At 69.4% G+C, this 22319-nt stretch carries 17 protein-coding genes and 5 pseudogenes; 15 read left to right on the forward strand and 7 right to left on the reverse strand.

What is annotated here, in order from left to right:
- Together AR3_RS25265 and AR3_RS25270 are read left to right on the forward strand one after the other, a co-directional pair.
- A pseudogene (locus AR3_RS25265) lies at positions 1 to 746 on the forward strand (1-deoxy-D-xylulose-5-phosphate reductoisomerase); the annotation flags it as partial.
- The gene (locus tag AR3_RS25270) at positions 737 to 1582 is read left to right on the forward strand and encodes a sigma factor (protein ID WP_067917538.1); all 846 of its coding nucleotides are present in this window, start codon (positions 737 to 739) and stop codon (positions 1580 to 1582) included. The pseudogene AR3_RS25265 and the gene AR3_RS25270, both read left to right, overlap by 10 nt.
- 542 nt (positions 1583 to 2124) lie before the next feature.
- Here AR3_RS25270 and AR3_RS25275 read toward each other — a convergent pair.
- The 3 genes from AR3_RS25275 to AR3_RS30860 all read right to left on the reverse strand — a co-directional run bounded on the left by AR3_RS25275 (position 2125) and on the right by AR3_RS30860 (position 4516).
- Entirely contained in the window at positions 2125 to 2763 is a 639-nt protein-coding gene (locus AR3_RS25275; protein WP_067917568.1) for a class I SAM-dependent methyltransferase, read from the reverse strand.
- A gap of 132 nt (positions 2764 to 2895) precedes the next feature.
- Positions 2896 to 3990 (reverse strand): DUF8744 domain-containing protein, encoded by a 1095-nt coding sequence (locus tag AR3_RS25280; RefSeq protein ID WP_217998757.1) that lies wholly within the window; start codon positions 3988 to 3990, stop codon positions 2896 to 2898.
- Between the two features lie 118 nt (positions 3991 to 4108).
- Positions 4109 to 4516, reverse strand: coding sequence for a hypothetical protein (locus AR3_RS30860; RefSeq protein WP_146150395.1), 408 nt, complete (start codon positions 4514 to 4516; stop codon positions 4109 to 4111).
- 86 nt (positions 4517 to 4602) lie between these two features.
- Between AR3_RS30860 and AR3_RS25285 the strand changes: the two genes are divergently transcribed.
- Positions 4603 to 5376: a DUF2249 domain-containing protein gene (locus AR3_RS25285; RefSeq protein WP_067917543.1), complete on the forward strand. Its 774-nt coding sequence runs from the start codon at positions 4603 to 4605 to the stop codon at positions 5374 to 5376.
- 613 nt (positions 5377 to 5989) lie between these two features.
- Here AR3_RS25285 and AR3_RS25290 read toward each other — a convergent pair.
- Genes AR3_RS25290 through AR3_RS25300 form a run of 3 tightly spaced genes read right to left on the reverse strand, consistent with a single transcriptional unit; the run spans position 5990 to position 9848 of the window.
- Positions 5990 to 7960, reverse strand: coding sequence for a hypothetical protein (locus tag AR3_RS25290; RefSeq protein ID WP_067917545.1), 1971 nt, complete (start codon positions 7958 to 7960; stop codon positions 5990 to 5992).
- Positions 7957 to 9117, reverse strand: coding sequence for a 5'-methylthioadenosine/S-adenosylhomocysteine nucleosidase family protein (locus AR3_RS25295; protein WP_067917547.1), 1161 nt, complete (start codon positions 9115 to 9117; stop codon positions 7957 to 7959). The genes AR3_RS25290 and AR3_RS25295 overlap by 4 nt, the downstream gene beginning before the upstream one ends.
- The gene (locus AR3_RS25300; protein WP_067917549.1) at positions 9114 to 9848 is read right to left on the reverse strand and encodes an NUDIX hydrolase; all 735 of its coding nucleotides are present in this window, start codon (positions 9846 to 9848) and stop codon (positions 9114 to 9116) included. The genes AR3_RS25295 and AR3_RS25300 overlap by 4 nt, the downstream gene beginning before the upstream one ends.
- Before the next feature lie 1220 nt (positions 9849 to 11068).
- On the opposite strand from AR3_RS25300, the gene AR3_RS25305 reads away from it, so the two are divergent.
- The 9 genes and pseudogenes from AR3_RS25305 to AR3_RS33055 form a co-directional block, all read left to right on the forward strand.
- Entirely contained in the window at positions 11069 to 12202 is a 1134-nt protein-coding gene (locus AR3_RS25305) for a 4Fe-4S dicluster domain-containing protein (RefSeq protein ID WP_067917550.1), read from the forward strand.
- Entirely contained in the window at positions 12199 to 12681 is a 483-nt protein-coding gene (locus AR3_RS25310; RefSeq protein ID WP_217998758.1) for a cyclic nucleotide-binding domain-containing protein, read from the forward strand. Before AR3_RS25305 ends, AR3_RS25310 begins: the two co-directional genes overlap by 4 nt.
- On the forward strand, positions 12678 to 13484 hold the full coding sequence (locus AR3_RS25315; protein ID WP_227023405.1) for an FAD/NAD(P)-binding protein: 807 nt from the start codon (positions 12678 to 12680) through the stop codon (positions 13482 to 13484). The genes AR3_RS25310 and AR3_RS25315 overlap by 4 nt, the downstream gene beginning before the upstream one ends.
- A 1-nt stretch (position 13485) precedes the next feature.
- Positions 13486 to 14298 carry an NADH-quinone oxidoreductase subunit B family protein gene (locus AR3_RS25320; protein ID WP_067917554.1) on the forward strand — a complete coding sequence of 271 codons (813 nt, stop codon included), beginning with the start codon at positions 13486 to 13488 and terminating at the stop codon, positions 14296 to 14298.
- Between the two features lie 7 nt (positions 14299 to 14305).
- The gene (locus AR3_RS25325) at positions 14306 to 15580 is read left to right on the forward strand and encodes a Ni/Fe hydrogenase subunit alpha (protein WP_227023404.1); all 1275 of its coding nucleotides are present in this window, start codon (positions 14306 to 14308) and stop codon (positions 15578 to 15580) included.
- Positions 15577 to 16053 carry a hydrogenase maturation protease gene (locus AR3_RS25330; RefSeq protein WP_067917560.1) on the forward strand — a complete coding sequence of 159 codons (477 nt, stop codon included), beginning with the start codon at positions 15577 to 15579 and terminating at the stop codon, positions 16051 to 16053. Before AR3_RS25325 ends, AR3_RS25330 begins: the two co-directional genes overlap by 4 nt.
- A gap of 701 nt (positions 16054 to 16754) precedes the next feature.
- Positions 16755 to 17195, forward strand: a pseudogene (locus tag AR3_RS32995) (HAD family hydrolase); the annotation flags it as partial.
- A 14-nt stretch (positions 17196 to 17209) separates the two neighbouring features.
- Positions 17210 to 17425, forward strand: a pseudogene (locus AR3_RS32420) (hypothetical protein); the annotation flags it as partial.
- A gap of 22 nt (positions 17426 to 17447) precedes the next feature.
- Positions 17448 to 17540, forward strand: a pseudogene (locus AR3_RS33055) (YciI family protein); the annotation flags it as partial.
- Between the two features lie 119 nt (positions 17541 to 17659).
- Here the strand turns inward: AR3_RS33055 and AR3_RS25340 are convergent.
- Positions 17660 to 18400, reverse strand: a pseudogene (locus AR3_RS25340) (helix-turn-helix domain-containing protein); the annotation flags it as partial.
- Between the two features lie 103 nt (positions 18401 to 18503).
- Between AR3_RS25340 and AR3_RS25345 the strand changes: the two are divergent.
- From AR3_RS25345 to AR3_RS25355, 3 genes are all read left to right on the forward strand, one after another.
- Entirely contained in the window at positions 18504 to 19400 is an 897-nt protein-coding gene (locus AR3_RS25345) for an aldo/keto reductase (protein WP_067917564.1), read from the forward strand.
- A 545-nt stretch (positions 19401 to 19945) separates the two neighbouring features.
- The gene (locus AR3_RS25350; protein WP_174545484.1) at positions 19946 to 20548 is read left to right on the forward strand and encodes a Rossmann-fold NAD(P)-binding domain-containing protein; all 603 of its coding nucleotides are present in this window, start codon (positions 19946 to 19948) and stop codon (positions 20546 to 20548) included.
- 239 nt (positions 20549 to 20787) lie between these two features.
- Positions 20788 to 21855, forward strand: a complete 1068-nt coding sequence (locus AR3_RS25355; protein ID WP_083951967.1) for a YncE family protein — start codon at positions 20788 to 20790, stop codon at positions 21853 to 21855.
- Positions 21856 to 22319 lie beyond the last annotated feature (464 nt).

Here is a 22319-nt window from a genome sequence, read left to right on the forward strand (position 1 = left end):
CCGCGGAGGTGCGCCGGTTGGTGCTGACCGCCAGCGGGGGGCCGTTCCGCGGCCGTACCCGAGCCGAGTTGGCCGACGTCACGCCCGAGCAGGCGTTGAACCACCCCACGTGGAACATGGGGCCGGTCATCACGATCAACTCGGCCACCTTGGTCAACAAGGGGCTGGAGGTCATCGAGGCGCACCTGCTGTTCGACGTCCCGATGGACCGCATCGAGGTCGTCGTGCACCCCCAGTCCGTCGTCCACTCGATGGTGGAGTTCGTGGACGGGTCGACGCTGGCCCAGGCCAGTCCGCCGGACATGCGCCTGCCGATCGCGCTCGGTCTGGACTGGCCGCACCGCGTCCCCGACGCCGCGCCCGCCGTCGACTGGACCCGCGCGCACACCTGGCGGTTCGAACCGCTCGACGAGGACACGTTCCCCGCGGTGGAACTGGCGCGCGAAGTCGGTCGGATCGGCGGCACCGCCCCCGCCGTCTACAACGCGGCCAACGAGGAGTGCGTCGCGGCGTTCCTGGCCGGTCGGCTGTCGTTCCCCGGCATCGTCGACTCAGTGGCCCGGGTCGTCTCCGAGCACACGCCCATGCGGTCCTGCTCGTCCGTCGAGGACGTGCTGGCCGCGGACGCATGGGCGCGGATCCGGGCGCGCGAGGTGCTGGCCGCCGCGCCTCGACGCGGCGCCTCGCGCGACGGGTCGTCGCGGCGCGGCCCGGCCCCGACCGGGAAGGAGGACGAATGCCCCTAGAACCGCCCTCCGAGCGGTCGCCGGACGATGCCGCGGCCGTCGCATTCGATCAGCACAGAGACCTGCTCCTCTCGGTGGCGCACAGCATGCTCGGCCACCCCGGCGAGGCCGAGGACCTCGTGCGCGAGGTCGGCAGCCGTTGGCTCGACGACTCCGAGCCCGGCGCGCACCGCTCCAAGGCCGCCTTGATCCGGCTGGTCACCAGCGCCGCCATCGCCCGTCTGCGGACGGCCCAGGTGAGCGGGGAATCGCACATCGGCCCCTGGATACCGGAGCCGCTGCTGGGGGAACCCCTGCTCAGCCTCGCCGAGTCCGTCTCGGCCGCCATGGCGGTGGTGCTCGACGCCTTGCAGCCCAACGAACGGACGGTGTTCGTGCTGCGGCACGGTTTCGGCCTCACAGACGACGCCATCGCGAAGGTGACCGGACTCCGCGAGCAGGACGTGCGCCGGATCGCCGCCGACGCCACGGCCCGAGTGCGCTGCGAGGTTCCGGCGGTCGGCGGGGGAACGCTTCGGCGCCTGAAGGACAGCCTGTCCGCCCGCGACCGCCGTGCACTGCTCGACAAGCTGACGGACGACGTCGTCCTGACCCGTGCCCGCGCCGGCGGATCCGGTCCGCCGCTGCGCATCGAGGGACGCGAGAACGTGGCGGATGCGCTGCTGGAGTGCTTCGCCGCGGCGTCCCCGGACACCTGGTCGGAGGTGCTCGACGCGGAAGGCATCGTGGTCCTGCTGTGCGCCGGCGAACCCACCGTCGCCGCCGCGATCCTCCAGCTGTCCGACGCGAAGATCAAAGAAATCGACATCCTGGAGTCCGCCCCCGAAGCCCAGTGAGCGCGCCCAGGCGACCTCGGCGTCGACCGCGTACCGCACCCTGGCCTGCGCACCTGGCGGCATGCGACGGGCCACCGCGAACAAGTCCGCCGCTACGAACACCGGCGCCCCGGCGACTCGGTCCACATCGACGTCAGGAGACTTCGGCCGCAACCCTGACGGCGGCGGGCGGAGGTCCTCGGCCGCGCCGACCGGCACCGCGACAGCCACCGGCTGCACACCGCGCTGGACGACCCGTCTGGCCTACACCGAGATCCTGACCGATGAGACCGCCCCCACGGGGGCCGCGTTCCTGCTCCGTGCCGCGCCCTGGTTCGCCGCCCGCGGCACGCACCATTAGGCGCGTCCTGACCGACAACGCCTGGGTCTACATCACGCCCCCGGCGGCGCCAGACCAACGGCAAGGTTCGCGCCCCTGCTCGAATGAACGGGCCTTCCACCAGAAACCGAACGACAGGCCGCCTTCGGTGTGGCTCGACTGGTACCCACACCGGCATCGCGGGCCAAACCCCGGCCAGCCGCGACCTGCCCGCGCAGCACACCTAAGGCTTGTCCGTCGGCTTGCGGGCGAGGAGACGCCCCTGCAGGAACCTCTCGTTCTCACCCGGCTCGCGGCGTAGGCGACCGATCTCCGTGAGCCCGGCCTCGGACGCCAGATCCGCGACATGGTCGATGGAGAGCCGGTAGGCGAGGGAGACCTTGTGGTCGAACGGTTCGGCGGGGTGCGGCGAGTCGTCGTCAGTCGCGAAGAACCCGAGGAGCAGGTGACCGCCCGGCGCCAGCACCCGTGCGAACTCCGTGAAGATCGCCGGTAGGTCCTCCGGAGGCGTGTGGATGATGGAGTACCAGGCGAGAACGCCGCCGAGCGTGCCGTCCGCAATGTCCAGCGCGTGCATCGAGCCTTCGTCGAACCGCAGGTCCGGGTACCGCTCGCGGGCCAGCTGGACCATCGCGGGCGACGCGTCGACGCCGAACGCGGTCACGCCGAGAGAGGCCAGGCGCGCCGTGACACCGCCGGGACCGCATCCGAGATCGGCCACCGGCCCCGCGTCTGCGGCTCGGACGTACTCGGCGAACGCGGTGACCAAGGCGCTGTCCAGCGGCCGGCCTTCGATTGAGTCGCGGAACATCTCCGCGTACAGGGGAGCGACGGCGTCGTAGGCCGCCCGAACAGCGTCCATGGACGAAGACTCGATCACGCTCGACGACCCTAGTCCGCCCAGCCCGACATCCCCTACGCCCGCAGCAGCTCCTCAGGCGCTGTCATTTTGTTCAGGATCCTTACCGGCCGCTTGTCCGGTCGCCCTATCGAGTCATTGGCGCTCCGCCCGGGAATGCAGGCGGGCCGCGACGATGGCGCACAGCACGAAGGCGAGCAGGGCGATCTCGCCGAGCACGCCTCCGACCGTGCGTCCTGGTGACACGTCGAGGAGATCTCCGGCGACCCGGAGCAGCAGAGCGCCGTGCAAGAGGGCCAGTGGTAGGTACAGGAGGCGGTGGTACGGCAGTCGTACGCGCAGCACGCCAGGCAGGATCACGGGCGCGTGGCCGAACACCATCGACATGACGAAGCCGAGGAACACCGCGTGCAGCGCCGCGTCGTAGCCGCCGCCCGCGGGCTGCCCTGCGGCCACCCAGATCGCCCCGCCGACGGCCAGCCAGACGTACCCGGTGAGCAGGCAAACGGCGGTGAAGCGCGGCAGGCCCGTTCCGTGAACGGTGCGGCGCGCGACGTCGAACAGGGCCAGCCAGGCGGCGAGGAGCAGCATGCCGAGCCCCGCCAGCCGCCACCCCGCGTCCGGCCACACGGCCGAGACGACGACGCCGGCGCCCAGGACGGCCGCCGCGGCGAGCAGCCCGTCGCCCGCCCGACGGGCGATGAACGCGACACGCGCCAGTTCGAGCCGTTCGCCGACGATCGTGAGCACCAGGAACCCGGCCAGCCAGGGCACCACGTCGATGATCGAGTGACCGCGCATCCACAGCAGCCCGCCGACGTACCAGGCGAGGGCGCCGCTCATCTGGACGATCAGGTCGCGGTCGCGGCGGCGGGCGAACAGCACGAGGTAAACGGCGAGCAGCCAGCCTGCCGCCGCGGTGAGCAGCACGCGTCCGGGACGGTCGAGACCGGCGGCGACAGCGATCCCTCCGGTGGCGGCCAGCGCCGGTGCGGCGTACGCCCATGACCGGCCTGCCGCGACGGACCGCTCCAGGGAGATCAGCGTTCCGAGGAAGCCGAGCGTCATCAGTGGTCCGTGCTGTGCGGGGAACGCGGCGTCGGGCGGCGACACGTCGAGGCCGAGCCGGTAGAGGCCGCCCCAGAGGCCGACCAGCAGGGACAGAGCGGCGCCGACGAGCAGCGGCAGTCGGCCGATCGCGAGTCGGCGTGAGGTCTTTTGTTCGCTCACCGTCATCGGGTGCGTCCTCTCGTCGTCACCTACGGCTCGACCCCTGCATGCCCACGCAGCCCATCGACAGGAGTGCCCAGTTCAGCGAGCGCACCCCGCGTGGAACCCCGTGCACGCCTCACACCCCCTCCAAATCGGTTTCGGCAAATTCGGAGAGGGGCAACCGAGACAGGTCGAAGCGGGAGCGTCCGCCGAGGTCTGCGGCGTGAAAACTGCGCCCGCGAGCAGCGCGGCGACGCGCCGGGGCGCCCTTGCGGGATCTGTGCTTTCGAGCGGACGGCCTCCGTGGGCGCTCGCAGCATGACCGTGCGGTGGTGCCCAGACTGTCCTGCTCGGCGAGGCGGAAGGTGAGCGCACCGGGAGGCGGCCGGTAGCCGCGTCGCCCGCCTTCACCGGGCTCGCTCTCATCGCGATTCCAGGTCGCCGTGTGCAGCGGGTGCGGGCCTTCGGGCAGCGCCCGTTCGTCGGGCTCGGCGGTCGCATGGCCGTGCTCGACGAGCAGCGTGCGGTGAGCGCGCTCGGTCACCCCTTGATTTTGCACAATGCTTATTGTAAAAATAAAGCAGTGTATGAGAAAGTTGTCGACCGTCGGCGCCGTCCTGAGGAGTCCCTGTGACCTCGCAGACCACCGCGGCCGCCGCGCAGCAGACCGCCGCGCAGACCGTCCGCGACCATCACGAGCGACTCGTCCGCACGTTGAACGACCACGCAGTCACCATCAGGCGAGCGGTCGACCGGCTGTCGGCACCTGCGGCCGTGCAGAAGAAGCTGGTCGCGTTCTGCACCGACGAGGTGCTGCCGCACGCCGCCGCGGAAGAGGAGACGCTCTACAAGGCCGCGGCCGAACTGCCGGAGGCGCGTCTGCTCGTCCAGGCGATGCGCCGCGAGCACGTCGCCCTGCGGGAACTGGTCGCGGAGGTGGAGTCGGCGCGGACGGCGGGGGAGGCCGCGGCCGCGGCCGGAGCGCTCGACGCGCTGTTCAGCGCCCATGTTGAGAAGGAGAATGACCTTCTTCTCCCCGTGCTCCTCGACACCGGTGTCGATCTGAGAGCGATGCTGGCGGGGATGCACGAGCACCTGGGTGCGCAGGACCAGGGATCGTGCTGCGGGCACGCCTGCGCGTGCGGCGGCCATGGCGACCCGAATGCCACCGCGGAAGTGGTGGACGGCGAACTGGATGTGCGTCCGCTGCCACCCGCCCAGCGCCATGAGCGGATCTTCGCCACCTTCGCCGCGCTGGCCCTGGGGACGTCATTCGTGCTGGTCAACGACCACGATCCCAAGCCGCTGCGCTACCAGTTCGCAGCCGAGCACCCGGGGGAGTACACCTGGGACTACCTCGAGTCCGGTCCGCAGGTCTGGCGGGTGCGGATCGGCCGCCCCTGACCGCACGCGGCTGACGCCTCAGCTGCACCGGCGGAGCGTCGGCGGGCTCGAACCGTGCCAATCCACGGACGGCTCGCAGAAGTCCGGCGCGGTCGGCTCAGGCCCGCGCCAAGCCGTCAACCTTGGGGTCCCCAGCGCAGCAAAGGTCTCGTCGTTGACACCAGACGACTGCAACGGCTCCAACGGTGCAGGGTGCACGCTGCCTGGACGCAAGCTCGTCACTCCGCCCCGTGAGGGAGCCGCTGAACCGGAGCAGTGGATCACGGTCACCGGCGACTCGACGGGGCCTGCGGGATCGGTGCCGGATTCCCCGCCGGTCAGCCGAGCACCGTGATCGAAGGCGCCTGACGGCCTGGCGCGCCGCCCGCGCCGTACCAGTGAGCCCTCGACGCGCCTTCGGTCGAGGGCTCACTGCTCAAGGCGCCACCCGCGCACTGCCCTCATGCCGCACACCCTGAGATGTGAACGGTGAACCCATGTCCCCGAACGGCTGACCTGCCTGCGCTGTCATGCCGCGCAGCGTGTCGCCGCATACCAGGCAGTCCGTGCGAACAGTGAACGCAGGTGATCCGACAACCCCGCAGAATGGGGGTTATTGAGGCCCTGTCCGGTATCACAGGGAGGACCGCTGTTCACTCTTTCGTCGACGTTCTTGTACGATCCACCGCCTACCTTCTGCGGCGATGCCCTCCATGACGTGCAGAGTGTGATGGATGCCTGAGGCGTCTAGTGTCGCCTCCGCCACCACGCTGAGGGCTTCGTCGAGCTCTAGTTCCATTTCTGACGTCATCACTTCGACTTGGATCTGCTCCCCGTTGACGAGTGCGAGTTCGAATGTGCGTTCCTCGTTGTCTGCCTGGTGGACTCGTACGGCTGCGACCGCTTCGTAGCGGTAGTTGGTCCGGTTCCAACCGTGGAAGGTGCCTTGTTCGAAGTCGAGTTCGACGCTGAGCTGGCGTACTCCGTCCGTGGTAAGCAGGAAGAGAAGCAGTTGGTAGCGCGAGTAACGCCAGGGACCGTTGCGTACGCGGGCGCGCTTGGTGCGTGAGCCGGGTGCTTCGAGGAAGGCATAAGCGATTATGTCGCTCATGGTCAGTCCGTAGTGGCGCAGCGCCTCGTCCAGCAGCACTTTGCGGTCACAGTCCAGCCAGGCGGCCATCTCCTGATCTGAGGGGGCGTCGGCCAGCTTTTCCAGCCAGCGCTGATAGGCTGCTTCGCAGTCCTGCTGCGTCCGCGCGCGTTCGGCGACATCGGCCGCGTGCCTTCTTCGCTCCAGAACGATGTGCTGCCACGCGAGCGTCCCGATAACCCCGGCTACCAGAGCGAAGGCCGCTGAACGGCCTGCGCTCGCGGGCGCGATCCGTACCGCCCTTTCCAGCGCTCGGGTGGCTCCCAGGGCCAAGACGGCGAGGCTGAGGATCGTCAGTGCTTTCGTGGCCATGGGAGTCGCAAGTTCCTGCCTGTAATTCCACAGGGTTCCGTTCTCCCACCGCTTTCGGACGTCACCCACCCGGTGCCGGATCAGCCAGTTGATCTTTTCCACGCCGGTTCGCTGCTCCCGATAGACGTCGACGATCTCGTCGCGCAGGCTTTTGTGGATCCCCGCCGTCTCGGCTAGCCAGGCGGACCGGCTCGTGTTGCGTGGCACGTACTTGGCGAAGTAGTAGACGAAACGCTGGTCGACTTTGTTCGCGAAGCCGCCGGACGGCGCGCTGGCCTTACGCGCCCGAGTCGGTGCGTACTCCTCGTCCTTTGCCCGGCGCCGCTCGGCACGGTAACGCCATTCCAGGCCGCCCCGCGCGGCGCCGTAGCCGCCGGCGGCGCTCACCAGGTAGGCCAGCAACGCGAAACCCTCGAGTTCCCGTGCCAGCACGTAGCCGATATGGATCACCGTCACGGCGAAGACCGCCGTTGCCGTCACCGCCTTGACCCAAGTGCCGGCCGGAATGTCAGGTGGCCGCGGTTCACGGGTCCGGGGTCTGGCTGGCTTTGGCTCGAAGAATTTCCAGACACGATATGCCCGATCTCCCGCCATCTGGTTCTCTCGGGCGCCTGTCATCGCTCGGCGCCACATCTGATCTTTGAGCCGCCCTTCCAGAAACAGCTCGAGATGCCGCAGGATCATGGCGCGCTGGGGGTCACCGAGCCCATCGAAGTCCTTGAGCAGGGGACGCAGATCCGCGTCGGGCTGCCGCGCGGCTTCCAGCAGACGGCATACGGTCTTCACGCCGTCCGCCCACGCATCGCCACCGGTGACATGACATATAGCCGGCGCCTGCCGCAGCCACGCGAGGTCCTCGTCCGGCATCTCCTGTCGCGTCCTGCCACTGACGAGGGCCAGTTGCCAATAGAAGCAGACCTTGTTGCCCCTGTGACCCGCCATTATGGCATCGCCGATGAGCTGCCGTGCCTTACCCGGAATGCCGCCGTCGAGCAGCCTTGCACCGAGGTCGAACTTGTCTGCGGGAGAAGCGTTCGCAGGCAGCGAGTAGATGTGAACTCCGCCGTGCACCGTCGCGGCCTGGACCCCGACGAAGGCGGAATCCGCGGCGTAGTTCGCGGTGGTGGCATACGGATCGGTCATGACAGCCCCTGCACCAGTGCGATGACGCTCGCCACCTCGGCGGCCAGGGCCGCCACGTCCGCCACGAGTCCGCGGACCTTCTTCAGCGCCACCGTAACCGAGCCGGTGTCCGGCGGCATGGTCGTCCGCATCAGCTCGCGAGCGCTGGCCAGTTCGGCCTGCGCCGCTTGGAAGGTGTCCTCATCCAGGTGCCCGGCTGCCCGTGCCTGCCGCAGCCGGGCGGCCAATCTGGCGATCGCCTCCGCGGGATCGATCGGCGGGGCCTGCTCGCCGGACACCTGGATGCCTCCGTTCACATGACCGGCCTGTACGACCACGCGCGCGTTGTCCTTCGCGATGTTGCGGACCCACCCACTCATCTGCGAGCTCCCCATCGTTTCGGTTTCATCCACCCGATCGCGGTTCTCCTCCTCGGCGACCAGGTTTTCGGCGAGGGCGACGGCGAACGCGGCCGCGTTGGACACCGCCCGTGCCTGCCACCGCCTGCGATCGGTCGCTTCCTTGGTCCCGTCGGCCCGGTCGCTGACGCCCCGGACCACGACCACCGGAAGCGACCTGTTCAGATGCGCGGCCTGCGCCACGCCGGCCCCTTCCATCTCGATCGCGAGCGCGTCGTTGTAGTTGCGCCGGATCCAGCGGGCATGCGCCGACACCGTGGAGTTCAGAACCACCTCGCCGGCTGCTATCGCCCCGAAATGCACCTTGGGCGCCCGGCGGTGATCACGTACATGTCCTGCCCAGGATCGGTCGCGGGCGACGTGCCGGGCGATCTGCTCAGCGCCGTGCGAGACCTCCCACACCCGTGGACGGCTCTTGAACCCGTCGTCCTCGCTCGTCCCGCCATGGAACGCATAGACGTGGGTGGCGACCACGACGTCCCCGAGGGCGACGTGCGAGTGCAGGGCTCCGGCCACCCCCACGAAGATCAGAGCGATCGGGGAGAACTCGGCGATGGCGCGTTCGGCCAGTACCGCCGCGGACTGATTGCCTTTGCCGACCAGTCCGAGAGCGATCCGGCACCGGCCGCCCGCGAGCCGACCGATCTCGAATCGGGTTCCCTGGGGGTGCCGATGCAACCGCGGCCCGTCCAGCTTGTTGCGGACGGCTTCGTACTCAACGTCGAGGGCTGTGAGAACGACGATTTGACTGCCGCTCATTCTTTCGGCTCCTTGGCATTCGACGGCTCGACCGGCCGGACCATCGGCGGATACAGCACCTTGCGAGGTCCGGCCTTGAACAGTCGAGCGGGCCGCCCGGTCGTGGCCTTGCGTTCTGGACCCGCCGGAACGATGAACCCGCTGGTCTTCTGGACCTTGCGATAGAAGTTGCGAGGATCGAGCGAGACACCCCACACCGCCTCATAGACCCGCTGAAGATCGGTGATCGTGAAGGTCGGCCCGCAGAACGCCGTCGCCAACGCGGAATGCTCGAGCTTGGCGCGAGCGCGTTCGACGCCGTCCTCGACGATGCGCCGATGGTCGAAAGCGAGCCGCAGCTCCCCAGAGAGCACCTGGTCGGCGCGGTGCCACCGGGCACCGGCCGCGTCCGAGCCGGCAGTGGGCTCCGGCAGCCCCGGCGCGATGGCGAGGTAGGCGATGGAGACCACCCGTCCGCGCGGATCGCGACCAGGGTCTCCGTAGACGCCCAGATGCTCAAGATGCAGCGTCTCGATGTCCATGGCGGCCTCCTCCGCAAGCTCCCGGTGAGCCGCGGCAATGAGGTCCTCTTCGGCGTGTTGCAAGAATCCGCCGGGAAGCGCCAAAGCCCCCTGGTAAGGCTCGACTCCTCGCTCGATGAGCAACACGTGAAGGCGCGACTCGCGGAGCGTCAAGATCACTAGGTCGACCGCGAGCAGCACGGCGGGCGGCGTCCAATGCTCCTCGGACATGCGGCGAGGCTAACTTCTTGTCAAAGTGACAGGAAATACCCTTTGGGGTGCCTTGTCGGTTACTGCCTTGTCGCTCGCAGGCAAGACTGTCGGTCAGATGCCGCCCCTGGCTATTGAGCGTGCTGTGTGGCGGGGCGCTCGATCAGGCCTTTCACCTGCAGCTTCTACGGTTTCTGTCGGGGCGACTGCTCGGACAGGCGGTCGACCAGGACGTGTAGCGCCGTGTGGCCCGACCACGCCAGCGGTCGGGTGCGCGTGCAGGAGATCAGTGTCAGGGAGTCCGGAACCCGCGCGCCGACCACGGCTACAGGTGACCCCCACATGGCAGAGGCCAACGTCTGCCTCAGGCGTTGTGACCGCGTGAGTGGACGCGAAGTGCGATCGATTCGTCACCTCACGTCATCGGTAGAAGGGGGACGCGGCAGAGGGCAAAGGACTCAGAAGGGGGGCGGCTCTCCTCGGTGCGTATGCGGGGAACGCATGTCCTGCAGCCTGGTCCTTCGTCCCTAGGCCGGACCCCAGTTCGGGAGTGCGATGGATTGAGAAGGCATGAGAGGGGAAGCGCCATCGCAGGGGGCTCGGACGGGCTCGTCGGTTACGACGGGACCGAACAGAGCGCATACGCCGTGGGGTGGGCGGCGACGGAGGTCCGGCTGCGGCGGCTTCCGCTAAGAGCCGGGCACTAGGCGCCGGCCGTACGACATCGATTGCGGGGGCTCGATGATCGTCAAGCTCAGGGGAGAGGACATTCCCGACGGCGGCGTCGCCGAGCGCGCCGCGTCGGGGGTGCGCGTCGACGAACGGCTCATGGACGGACCCGCGTATGCGGCGCCGCCGTCGGCGGGCGGTGACGCCGCCATCAGGTTCGCGTTCGAGCAGGCGGCCATGCGCGGGTGGGGCCTGTCGGCGGTGTACGGAGGCTGGGAGCCGGGTGAGGTGCCGCTCGATGCACAGGAAGGCGAAAGAGACACGCGCGGCTGCGGCGTCCGGCTGGGACTGCTGCCGTGGCCCATGTGCCATCCGCAGGGGGCCCGTGGACGTCGCTGGTGCTCGACCCGCCCCGCAAAGCCTTGTTCGACGTGGCCGAGCACGCGGTCTCATGGTGGTCGACTACAGGGGGCGCAAAACCGCGGTCCCACCGCGGTGTGCTGCGGCAACCGCCTTGCTCGGTCGCCAACATCCGGCCCGCTCACCAGGACATTCGCACGAAGTGAACGGCGATGGCGAAACTGATGACGACCGGCCTGAGCGCGCTGTACGACGCCCTGCGCCGGGCCGGCTATACGGTGATCGGGCCGACCGTCCGTGACGGCGCGATCGTTCTCGACGAGCTGCGCTCGGCCGATGATCTGCCGGTCGGCTGGGGCGTCACGCTCGCGCCCGGCGGCTACCGCGTCCGGCGCCGCGACGATCAGGCCGCGTTCGGCCATTCGGCTGGCCCCCAGTCGTGGAAGCCGTTCCTGCACCAGCCGCGGGTGAAGCTGTGGGAGGCCGACCGCGTCGGCGACGGGTTCGAGGTGCGAGAGGAGCGGCCCGAGCCGCCGCGTTACGCCTTCCTCGGCGTGCGCCCGTGCGACCTGCGCGCCATCGAGATCCAGGACAGGGTCCTCATGGGCGGCCGCCATACCGACTCCGCGTACGCGGCGCGGCGCGAGGGCGTCTTCATCGTCGCGGTCGACTGCACCGAGCCCGGCGAGACGTGCTTCTGCGCCTCGATGGGGACGGGCCCGAAGTCGGGTCCCGGCTATGACCTGGCGCTCACCGAACTGATCGACGACGGGAGTCCCCGTTACGTCGTCGAGGTCGGCAGCGAGGCCGGATCGGCCGTCCTGGCGGAGGTGCCCACCGAGGAGGCGGACGAGGACCTTCAAGCATGCGCCCGCGCGGAGGTGGCTGCCGCCGCCGAGCACATGGGACGGGAGATGCCCGCTCTCGGCCTGCGGGACCTCATGGCGGAAAGCCTGGACTACGCGCGCTGGGACGAGGTGGCGTCGCGGTGCCTGAGCTGCGGAAACTGCACGATGGTGTGCCCGACGTGCTTCTGCACGACGGTCGAGGACACGACCGACCTGACCGGCGAGCACGCCGAGCGGTGGCAGCTGTGGGACTCCTGCTTCGACCTCGGCTTCTCCCACCTGCACGGCGGCGACGTGCGCTCCTCTCCCAAGAGCCGGTACCGGCAGTGGCTGACCCACAAGCTCGGCACCTGGCACGACCAGTTCGGCTCGTCCGGCTGCGTGGGGTGCGGACGGTGCATCGTGTGGTGCCCGGTCGGCATCGACCTGACCGAGGAGGTGGCGGCGCTGCAAGCCGAGCGCGACCAGCGCGCTTCGGGGGAGAGAGGCGCGCCATGATCACCGTGGGCGTCGAGCAGCTGGCGGGACAGGCCGTCTTCGCCGAAATGGACGCCGCGGACCTGGCCAGGCTCGCGTCCGCGGCGCGTCCGGTGGCGTTCCCCGTCGGCCGGCGGCTGTTCGAAGAGGGCTGCGCGGCGGACCGGTTCTGGATCGTCCAGGACGGACTCGTCGCCCTGGACCTGCATCTTCCGGGCCGGGGCACGCTGATCGTCGAGACGCTGGGCCGGGGCGCGATCATCGGCTGGTCCTGGCTGTTCCCGCCCTACCGGTGGCGGTTCGGGGCGGTGGCGACGCGTCCGGTGCAGGCCTTGGAGTTCGACGCCCGGCTGGTCCGCTTCATCTGGGCGCGCGACCCGCGGCTGGCGCACAAGCTGACCCTGCGGTTCGCCGAGGTCGTCGTGGACCGCCTGCAAGCCACCCGGATGCGCCTGCTCGACCTATACGGGGACGCGGCGGAGGTCCGATGGCGCGCATGAGACCTGTGCCGTACCGGGTGGTGGAACGCCGCCGAGAGACCCGGGATACCGTGACGCTCGCCTTGGAGCCCGTGGCCGCCCGGATCGCCGAGCCGAGCCCCGGCCAGTTCACGATGATGTACGCCTGGGGCGTGGGCGAGGTGCCGGTCTCCGTCAGCGGAGGCGGCGCGAAACCACGGGTCGAGCAGACCGTCCGGGCGGTCGGCGCGGTCACCCGCGCGCTGTGCGGCGCGCGCCCGGGGGAGATGCTAGGGCTGCGCGGCCCGTTCGGCGTCGGCTGGGGACTGGACGAGGTCCAAGGGTTCGACCTGATCCTCGCCGCCGGAGGCATCGGTCTGGCGCCGCTGCGATCCGTCGTCCTGCGGGCGCTCGCCGATCCCCGCCGCTACGGCCGAATCGTGCTGCTCGTCGGCGCCCGGACCCCAGCCGACCTGCTGTACCCGGACGAGTTGGAACGGTGGCGGCGGTGCGGCGTGCACGTGGAGGTCACCGTGGACCGCGCCGCGGCCGGCTGGACCGGACACGTCGGCCTGATCACCTCGCTGATCGACCTGGTGGACGCCGATCCGGCCCGGGCGGCGGCGTTCGTGTGCGGCCCGGAGATCATGATGCGGCTCACCGCGAGGGCCCTGGTGGAACGCGGGGTGCCGCCCCACCGCGTGCGGCTGTCCCTGGAGCGCAACATGCGCTGCGGCGTCGGCTGGTGCGGCCACTGCCAGCTGGGGCCGCTGCTGCTGTGCCGGGACGGGCCGGTCGTCCCGTACGAGCGCGCCGAGCCCCTCATGGCCGTCAAGGAGCTGTGACATGGACGCGACGAGGCCGACGCTGGCGGTGTGGAAGTTCGCCTCCTGCGACGGCTGCCAGCTCACCCTCCTGGACTGCGAGGACGAGCTCCTCACCCTCGCCGGGGAGGTTGAGATCGCGCACTTCCTGGAGGCGTCCGACGAGGTCGCGCCCGGCCCGTACGACGTGTCCCTGGTCGAAGGTTCGATCACCACGCCCGACGACGCCGAGCGGATCCGGCACGTCCGGGAGGTCAGCGGCACACTGATCACCATCGGGGCCTGCGCCACCGCGGGAGGCGTCCAGGCACTGCGCAACTTCGCCGACGTGCGGGAATTCGCCTCCCTGGTGTACGCCAGCCCGGAGTACGTCGCCACCCTGGACACGTCCACGCCGATCAGCGCGCACGTCCGCGTGGACTTCGAGCTGCAGGGCTGCCCCATCGACCGGCGGCAGTTGCTGGAGGTGCTGTCCGCGTTCCTGATGGGACGCAAGCCGAACATCTCGCAGCACCCCGTGTGCTTCGAATGCAAGCGCCGCGGCAACGTCTGCGTCATGGTCGCCCACGGCACGCCGTGCCTGGGGCCGATCACGCACGCGGGCTGCGGCGCCATCTGCCCGGCGTACGGGCGAGGCTGCTACGGCTGCTTCGGCCCGTCTCCGAACTGGAGCGACGGCCGGCCCAACACGCGGGGGCTTGTGCCCTGGCTGGACATGACGCCCGACGAAACCGAGCGAGTCCTGTCGACCTTCAACGTCGCGGCGTTCCGCGAGGAAGACCACGAACTCCGACAGCCGGACACTCGGGGGACGGACGATGACCCACCGGAATGAACGCACATTGAGCGTCGGTGCCCTGGCGCGGGTGGAGGGCGAGGGCGCGATGTACGTCCGCGTCGACGGCTCCACGGTCCAGGAGGTGCGGCTGGACATCTACGAACCACCGCGCTTCTTCGAGGCGTTCCTGCGCGGCCGGTCCTACACCGAGCCACCCGACATCACCGCCCGCATCTGCGGCATCTGCCCCGTCGCGTACCAGATGAGCGCGTGCCGTGCGATCGAGGACGCCTGCGGGGTCACCGTGGACGGCTCCCTGAACGACCTGCGCCGCCTGCTGTACTGCGGCGAGTGGATCGAAAGCCACGCCCTGCACATCTACCTGCTGCACGCCCCCGACTTCCTCGGATATCCCAGCGCCATCGACCTTGCCCGGGCCGACCGCGCCCTCATCGAGCGCGGGCTGCGGCTCAAGAAGGCCGGGAACACGGTGATGGAGACGCTCGGCGGGCGCGCCATCCACCCGGTGAACGTCCGCGTGGGCGGCTTCTACCGCACCCCGTCCCCGACCGAACTCCGTCCGCTCGCCGAGACGTTGCGGCACGCGCTCGACGACGCCCTCGCCACCGTGCGGTGGGCCGCCGGCCTGGACTTCCCCGACTTCAGCCACGACCACGAGTACCTGGCTCTCACCACCGATGACCGCTATCCGCTGGAGTCGGGCACCCCGCGGACGACCGGCGGGCGCTCCTTCACCGCGGACGGCTTCGAACACCACGTCGTTGAAACGCCCGTCCCGCACTCCACGGCCCTGCACGCACGCCTGACGGACGGCGCCCTGTACATGACCGGCCCTCTGGCCCGGTTCTCGCTCAACCGCGACCGTCTTCCGCCGATTGCCGCTCAGGTCGCCGCCGACGCCGGGCTCGGAGCCGAGTGCCGCAACCCGTTCCAGAGCATCGTGGTCCGCGCCGTCGAGATCGTCTGCGCCGTCGAGGAGGCGCTCCGCCTCATCTCCACATACCGTCCGCCAGAACGGCCCCACGTGCCCGTCCCCCCGAAGGCGGGCGTCGGCCACGGCGTGACCGAGGCTCCGCGCGGGCTGCTCTACCACCGGTACGACCTGGATGCCCAAGGCCGCATCACCATCGCGAGGATCGTCCCGCCGACCTCCCAGAACCAGGCGGCCATCGAGGACGACCTGCGCCGCTTCGTGGCGGCCCGGCTCGACCTGGACGACTCGGCGCTGACCCGCGCGTGCGAGCGGGCGATCCGCAACTACGACCCGTGCATCTCCTGCTCCACGCACTTCCTCGACCTGACCGTGGACCGGCGATGACCATCGTGATCGGAGTCGGCGACCGGTTCCGCCGAGACGACGGCGCGGGCCCCGCCGTGGTGGAGGCGCTGCGCGGGCGGACGCCGGACGGGGTGACGCTGGCGGTGACCGACGGGGAACCCGCGCGGCTCATCGAACTGTGGGCCGGCGCCGACCTTGCGATCGTCGTCGACGCCGTGCGCGCCGAGCCGTCCCGTCCCGGACGAGTCCACGAGACCGGACCCGACGCCGTGCCCCGTTCTGGTGGGTCCGCGAGCAGCCACACACTGGGCCTGGGCGAAGCCGTGGCGCTGGGCCGGGCGATGGACCGGATGCCCAAGGAGCTGCGCGTCCTCGCCATCGAAGGAGCCCAGTTCGGCTGGGGCTGCGAGCTGACACCTCCCGTCGCCGCCGCCGTCGAAACGGTCGCGGAGCGGATCGCGACCCTCCTAGCCCGTCGACGGACACCTCACGGAGGCAGGGACATGGCGTGACAAGGGACCGATACGAACTCGGCAGCGGCCCTGCCTAGTCTCCAGAAGGCACCGCGATGAGGCTGGCACGCGCCTCGCGCACGCGCTGCAGAATCCGCTCTCGCGAGCTCGCGGCGCGGCCGCCCGCCACCAGGCGCGGACGCTGTGAACCGGAGGGGCGGGCGGGTGCCGGGCAGCGGCCACCTGCCCAGCAGGCCGGGCAGCCGCCGGATGCGGCCGCCGCGCGGCAGCAGCCACGCCCAGCGCGCATACCGTTCGACCCCTCCCGTCAGGCCACCGCGGACTGAAATATGGCCCCTCCCGTTCCAGACTCGCCGTTATCCGAGCACGGACACCAGTTCCGATCCCGGACGGCAACTGCTCCAGCATGGCTCGCTCGGCCTTGGTCAACTCGCGGCGAACCGCGCATCACAAGACCGCTGCGCAGCGCACGGACCGTTAAGCACGTTGCCAAGCCAGGGGCAGTTCCAGTGATAGGCCGCAGAAATACAGCCATATCGTCCTCGCGGGACGAGGTGTAGTGGCAAAACTCGTGGCGAACAAAAAGAAGATGAACTTTGCATTCGTCCGCGTGCGTGGCCAAGGTGAAAGCACGCGAAGTGCAGGGCGTTGCCATATCCCCAGCTCAGAGAAGTGTTGACACGGGCCGCAACCGTAGTCATCCTGGCGGTCTTCGAGGAGGGGTGAAGAAGGGGAGGCCGATGTACTCGACCCTGCGGTGTGCAGGTGTCCTGTTCGACTGCGACGGAGTTCTCGTGCACTCCCAGCGGGTGAGCGACCGGATTCTGGGGGAGTGGGCCGCCAATCATGGACTGGATACGCAGAAGACCGTCGAGCTGTCTCGCGGACGCCGTGACGTCGAGCTCGTCCGGATGGTGGCGCCCTGGCTCGACGCGGACGAGGAGGCGCGGCTCCTGGAGGAGCGTGAGCTGCTCGAACTGGACGGTCTCGAGGAGGTGCCGGGAGCGCGGCGGCTGCTCGACGGGCTCCCCGCAGACCGCTGGGCTGTCGTCACCTCCGGCAGCGGAACCCTCGTGCGCAACAGGCTGCGGGCCGCAGGCCTGCCCGAGCCCCGCGTTGTGATCTCCGCGGACGACGTGCGCGAGGGGAAGCCGCATCCGGAGGGTTACCTGACCGCGGCCGTGCACTCGGGGTCGACCCCGCAGACTGCGTGGTCTTCGAGGATTCGCCCGCCGGGGTCGCCGCGGGCACCGCCGCGGGGGCTCGGGTGGTCGCCGTCCTCACCACGGTCGAGCGCTCCCAGCTCCCCGCCGACCTGTGGATCGACGACCTCCGCGAGGTCGTCCCACTCGGCGACGGCGCCGACGGCCAGGACATCACTCTTAGAGTCGGTGCACCGACCCAGTCCTGAAGCCCCCCACAGTTCATGGGGTCTTTCGGCCACGCCCGGTACAGGCGGCAGGCCGATTCACGAGTGGGTGGAGCTGCGCCCGTTCTTCACCACCCCGCCCATCCTCACGGAGTGACCGTCCGGTGGACGAGGCGCTGCTTCGGGAGTGGTGTCCTCGGTCGCGGCCCACGTGCCGAGGAGGCGCAGGGCCTCTGCGGAGGGAGACCCGGGTTCCGCCGAGTAGGCGTACACCCAGCGCTCCCTGTCCTGGAGCTGCAGCGCCTCAACGTGCAAGGTGAGTTCGCCGACGACGGGGTGACGGAACCGCTTGGGACCTTGGCACCGCGTCTCGACCTCGTGGTCGGCCCACCAGTTGCGGAACTCGGGACTGGCGACGGACAGCTCGCCGATCAGCGCGTGCAGTCGCCGGTCGCGCGGGTAGCGGGCCGCGGCCTCGCGCAGGACGCCGACGCTCACGCGCGCCATCATCTCCCAGTCGGTCAACAGGTCGCGCGTCGCGGGATCCAGGAACAGCCAGCGCAGGTGACTCGCCCCCGGTTCGAGGCCGGGCAGCAGCGCGCGTCCCAGCCGGTTCACCGCGTGGACGTCGCCGCGCACGTCCACGATGATCGCGGGAATGCCGAGGGCGTCGAGCATCACCCGCGTGCCCGCGCCCAGGGGCGCGAGACGCGGCTCGGCCGGCTCGGACACGGCGACCGTCGAACGGACGAGGTTGTGCAGGTACAGCCGTTCGACCTCGGCCAGCCGCAGTGCGCGCGCGATCGCGTCGAGCACCTGGTCGGATGGCTGCAGATTCCGGCGGCCCTGCTCAAGGCGCGTGTAGTAGTCCAGGCTCACGCCGGCCAGCATCGCGACCTCCTCGCGACGCAGTCCCGGGACGCGGCGCCGGCCGTCGGTCTGGATGCCCACGTCCTCGGGCCGAAGCCGCGCCCGCCGGGAGCGCAGGAACTCCCGCAGCTCGCCGTTCTTGGTCATGGTTCAACGGTAGGCGCCGGACGCGCCGATGAGGGTAGGACTGTGCGTCCCAGGAAGCCGCCACCTCTGGTTGAAGGCTGCGCGCGGGCCAGATAGTCGAGCCATGGCAACGATCGAGCAGACTGCGTCCCTTGGTGACAAGACCGTTCGACGCATCGGGTTCGGTGCGATGCAGCTCGCCGGTCCGGGGGTGTTCGGACCGCCCAAGGACCCGGACGCGGCCCGTGCCGTCCTGCGTCGTGTCGTCGAACTCGGCGTCAACCACATCGACACGGCGCAGGTCTACGGCCCCGACGTCGTCAACGAACTCATCGCCGAGGTGCTGCGCCCCTACCCGGACGACCTCGTCATCGCGACGAAGGTCGGCGGCGCCCGCGATGAGACGGGCGCCTGGGTCCGCGCCTCCCGCCCAGAGCAGCTCCGGGCGACCTCCGAGCAGGACCTGCGCACGCTGCGGCTCGAGCGGATCGACCTCGTGTACATGCGGCTGGGCGTCGGAGGCGGCGGGCCGGACCCCGTGCCGCTCGCCGATCAGCTCGGCACCCTGACCGAGCTGCGCGACGAGGGCAAGCTCGGCCTCATCGGCCTGTCCACGGCCTCGGTCGACGACCTCAAGACGGCCCTCGACATCACTCCGATCGCCGCGGTGCAGAACGCGTACGGCATCGGGAACCGCGAGGACGAGCCGGTCCTCGATCTGTGCCGCGAGCACGGCATCGCCTACGTCCCGTACTATCCGCTCGGTTCGGCGTTCACCGGCGGCCCGCAGGCCCTCGCGGACGAACCGGTGATCGCCTCGGTGGCGGCCAAGCACAACGTCTCGTCCTCCCAGGTCGCCCTGGCATGGCTGCTGGCCCACTACGAACGCATGCTGCTGATCCCCGGCACGAGCTCGGTCGCCCACCTTGAGGAGAACGTGGCCGCTGGCAGCATCGCGTTGGACGACGACGACCTGGCCGCTCTCAAGAACGTCCGCCACCTGAGCGCCCCGACCTTCTAGGCGTGTTGCGAAGTGGGCTGATCGTCGGCGCGGTGTGAACCGAACGCAGCGAGGTCTCCGGGAGACGGATCTCGACCAACAACAACCCTGAACCGGAGACCTCGCGGCCGGCCTGGCGATGACGAGACGGTTCGACTGACCGACCCGCAACGGGCGCATTTGGAGCCGCTGCTGCTGGCGATCCGGCTGCACGATCTGCGACATGGTGCGGCGTCGTTCCTGCTGGCCGCCGGGTACGACAGCAGACGCTGCGGCCGTCGGGACGGCGAGCAGCCATGGAGCTGCCAGGGGGACGAAGCGGTGCATAAACGCCGCTGGGCATCCGCGGCGTTTTTTGCGAATGCCCTGCGTGCTGCCGGTGCGCCGTCAGGGACTTGAATCCTGACCCTGCTGGTGGGTGTTCTTCTGGTGCTGATCATCGACAAGCCGCGCGGCCTGACCCGCCGTGGGCGATGCTCGCAGACTCGGCCTGAGCCCTACCTCGCGCCCGCGGCAGCGGACGAGTCGTGCCTGCCGGCGTCGAAACGCTCCCGCTGGATCTCGCCTTGCTCGACAGCGTCCGCGAGTTCGCCTCCGCAGTGACCTCCCGGCTCGGCGGGACGCCCATCGACGCGCTGGTCCTCAACGCCGCCACCCTGTCCAGGAACCAGCACGGACGGACCGCCGACGGCTTCGAGACCACCTTCGGCGTCAACCACCTCGCCCACTACCTGCTGGCCCGTCTCCTGGAGCCGCATCTCGCCGACCACGCGCGGGTGATCTTCACGACCAGCGACACCCACGACCCGTCGATCACACCCCTGGCGCCCAAGACCCTCGAGCCCGAGAAGCTCGCCCACCCGCCCAAGTCCCGGTTCGGTGACGGCATGCGCGCCAATGCCGCCTCGAAACTCTGCAACATCCTCACCGCCCGCTCCCTGGCGGATTCCCCTGACCTACGGGAACGCGGCATCACGGTCCTCACCTACAACCCAGGGCTCACCGGCGGGACCGACCTCGGTGACCCGGGCCCCGCAGCGAGGTGGTTCATGAACATGGTCGTCTTCCCGATCTTTCGTGTGATCGGCTTGTTCAAGCCCGCCTACGTCATGGGCCCTCCCGAGAACAATGTTCACCTGACAGATCGCGCGCGACGGCCGGGGCCATGACCGTGCTTGTCCCGTCATGCGAGGCCTCTCGGCCACCAGGTCGTCCCACCGATCGAGGGAGATTGATCCACTCGATTATGTCCCCACTGTTCTCAATATGCTGATTGTCTGGCGATATCTGTTAAGTGTCATATGTCTACACGATTGGCCCAAATTATGATCCGCTTTTGGTAGATCAGCTATGGCCAAGTGCAATTCGAAGAGTACAAACAATTTGTCCTACCACAAAGGAGGTCTCCATGGTGACCCCTTCGATCAGGAAAGCGGGCGGGGTGCCCCGCTCCGCATCGTCAGGCCGTCTCCGCCGGCGGGGATGGCGGTCCGGTCTCAGGCGCCTGCTGGTCGCCGTGGCCGTTCTGGCCGGAATGACGATGGCGATGGCCGCGCCGGCCCCGGCCACGACCGCCACGCAGCGGCAGCAGGTCACCTACGTCGCCAACCTCGGCTCGGACAATGTGTCGGTGATCGACACCTCGACCAACACCGTGACGGCCACGATCAACGTCGGTGACGGTCCCCAAGGACTGGCGATCACTCCGGGCGGCACGCGGGTCTACGTCGCCAACTTCAACTCAGACAACGTGTCGGTGATCAATACGTCGACCAACACGGTGATCGCCACGATCCCCGTTGGCGACGGTCCCCAGGGAGTGGCAGTCACTCCGGGTGGTACGCGCGTCTACGTGACCAACGGCGTCGGGGACAGCGTGTCGGTAATCGACACCTCGACCAACACGGTGAGCGCCACCATCCCTGTAGGTGACGCTCCTAACGGGGTGGACGTCACGCCGGGTGGTACCCGCGTCTACGTCGCCAACACCGACTCGGACGACGTGTCGGTGATCAGCACGGCGACCAACACCGTGACCACCACCGTCCCCGTCGGGGTGGATCCCACTCGGCTGGCGGTTACGCCGGGTGGTACCCGCGTCTACGTCACCAACTTCAGCTCGGGCTCCGTGTCGGTGATCAGCACGTCGACGAACACGGTGACCGATACCGTCACCGTCGGCGCCGGTCCGCAGGGGGTGGAGGTCACCCCGGGCGGTACCCGCGTCTACGTCGCCAACGCCGGCTCGGGCTCCGTGTCGGTGATCAGCACGTCGACGAACACGGTGACCGATACCGTCACCGTCGGCACCGTACCCCGCGGGGTGGCGGTCACTCCAGGCGGTACCCGCGTCTACGTCGCCAACACCGGCTCGAACGACGTGTCGGTCATAAGTACGGCGACGAACACGGTGACCGGAACCGTCACCGTCGGTACGGCTCCCATCGGGGTGGACAGCGGAGTCATTCCCGACTGAACCACCAGCGGCGGCGGGGGAACCGCAGCCCGTCGCCCGCGCATCGCTGCGCACGGACGCTGAGAGCTTGATCCGATCTCGGCTCTCCGGCCGCCAACGAATGCCTTCGGCTCAGCGCGGAAGGCGGCCTTCCGGCCCTCGAAAGATCGGGATCGCGAGGTCCCGAGAGGCGCAGGGCCGGTAGGCGCCTCCGCTGCAGGAGGACGGCCAGGATGCCGAGGTCGGCCACACAGCTCGGACGAGAGCCAGACAGATACCGTTGGACTCCGTCGATCGTCTCGCCTATATCTCTGAGTTGCGACCTTTCTCCTGCGATCGCGACGGGGACGGCACGGGTGGTGTGCGGTGATGTGCGCAACATCACCGCTGTGTTCGCTGAACTGCGAGGCAGGGTCGCGCTGGTGCTGACGTCGCCGCCCTATGGGTCTCACACGCACGGGCAAGTCAGAACCAGACGGGACAAC

The organism is Actinomadura rubrobrunea NBRC 15275, from assembly GCF_001552235.1.
Classification (GTDB): domain Bacteria; phylum Actinomycetota; class Actinomycetes; order Streptosporangiales; family Streptosporangiaceae; genus Spirillospora; species Spirillospora viridilutea.

Bases quoted from the DNA above. Each gene is read 5' to 3' on its own strand.
- AR3_RS25330 (WP_067917560.1), top strand. From the start codon at position 15,577: ATGACCATCGTGATCGGAGTCGGCGACCGGTTCCGCCGAGACGACGGC.
- AR3_RS25305 (WP_067917550.1), top strand. From the start codon at position 11,069: ATGGCGAAACTGATGACGACCGGCCTGAGCGCGCTGTACGACGCCCTG.
- AR3_RS25270 (WP_067917538.1), top strand. From the start codon at position 737: ATGCCCCTAGAACCGCCCTCCGAGCGGTCGCCGGACGATGCCGCGGCC.
- AR3_RS25300 (WP_067917549.1), bottom strand. From the start codon at position 9,848: ATGTCCGAGGAGCATTGGACGCCGCCCGCCGTGCTGCTCGCGGTCGAC.
- AR3_RS25290 (WP_067917545.1), bottom strand. From the start codon at position 7,960: ATGACCGATCCGTATGCCACCACCGCGAACTACGCCGCGGATTCCGCC.
- AR3_RS25310 (WP_217998758.1), top strand. From the start codon at position 12,199: ATGATCACCGTGGGCGTCGAGCAGCTGGCGGGACAGGCCGTCTTCGCC.
- AR3_RS25295 (WP_067917547.1), bottom strand. From the start codon at position 9,117: ATGAGCGGCAGTCAAATCGTCGTTCTCACAGCCCTCGACGTTGAGTAC.
- AR3_RS25345 (WP_067917564.1), top strand. From the start codon at position 18,504: ATGGCAACGATCGAGCAGACTGCGTCCCTTGGTGACAAGACCGTTCGA.
- AR3_RS25275 (WP_067917568.1), bottom strand. From the start codon at position 2,763: ATGGACGCTGTTCGGGCGGCCTACGACGCCGTCGCTCCCCTGTACGCG.
- AR3_RS25320 (WP_067917554.1), top strand. From the start codon at position 13,486: ATGGACGCGACGAGGCCGACGCTGGCGGTGTGGAAGTTCGCCTCCTGC.
- AR3_RS25355 (WP_083951967.1), top strand. From the start codon at position 20,788: ATGGTGACCCCTTCGATCAGGAAAGCGGGCGGGGTGCCCCGCTCCGCA.
- AR3_RS25315 (WP_227023405.1), top strand. From the start codon at position 12,678: ATGAGACCTGTGCCGTACCGGGTGGTGGAACGCCGCCGAGAGACCCGG.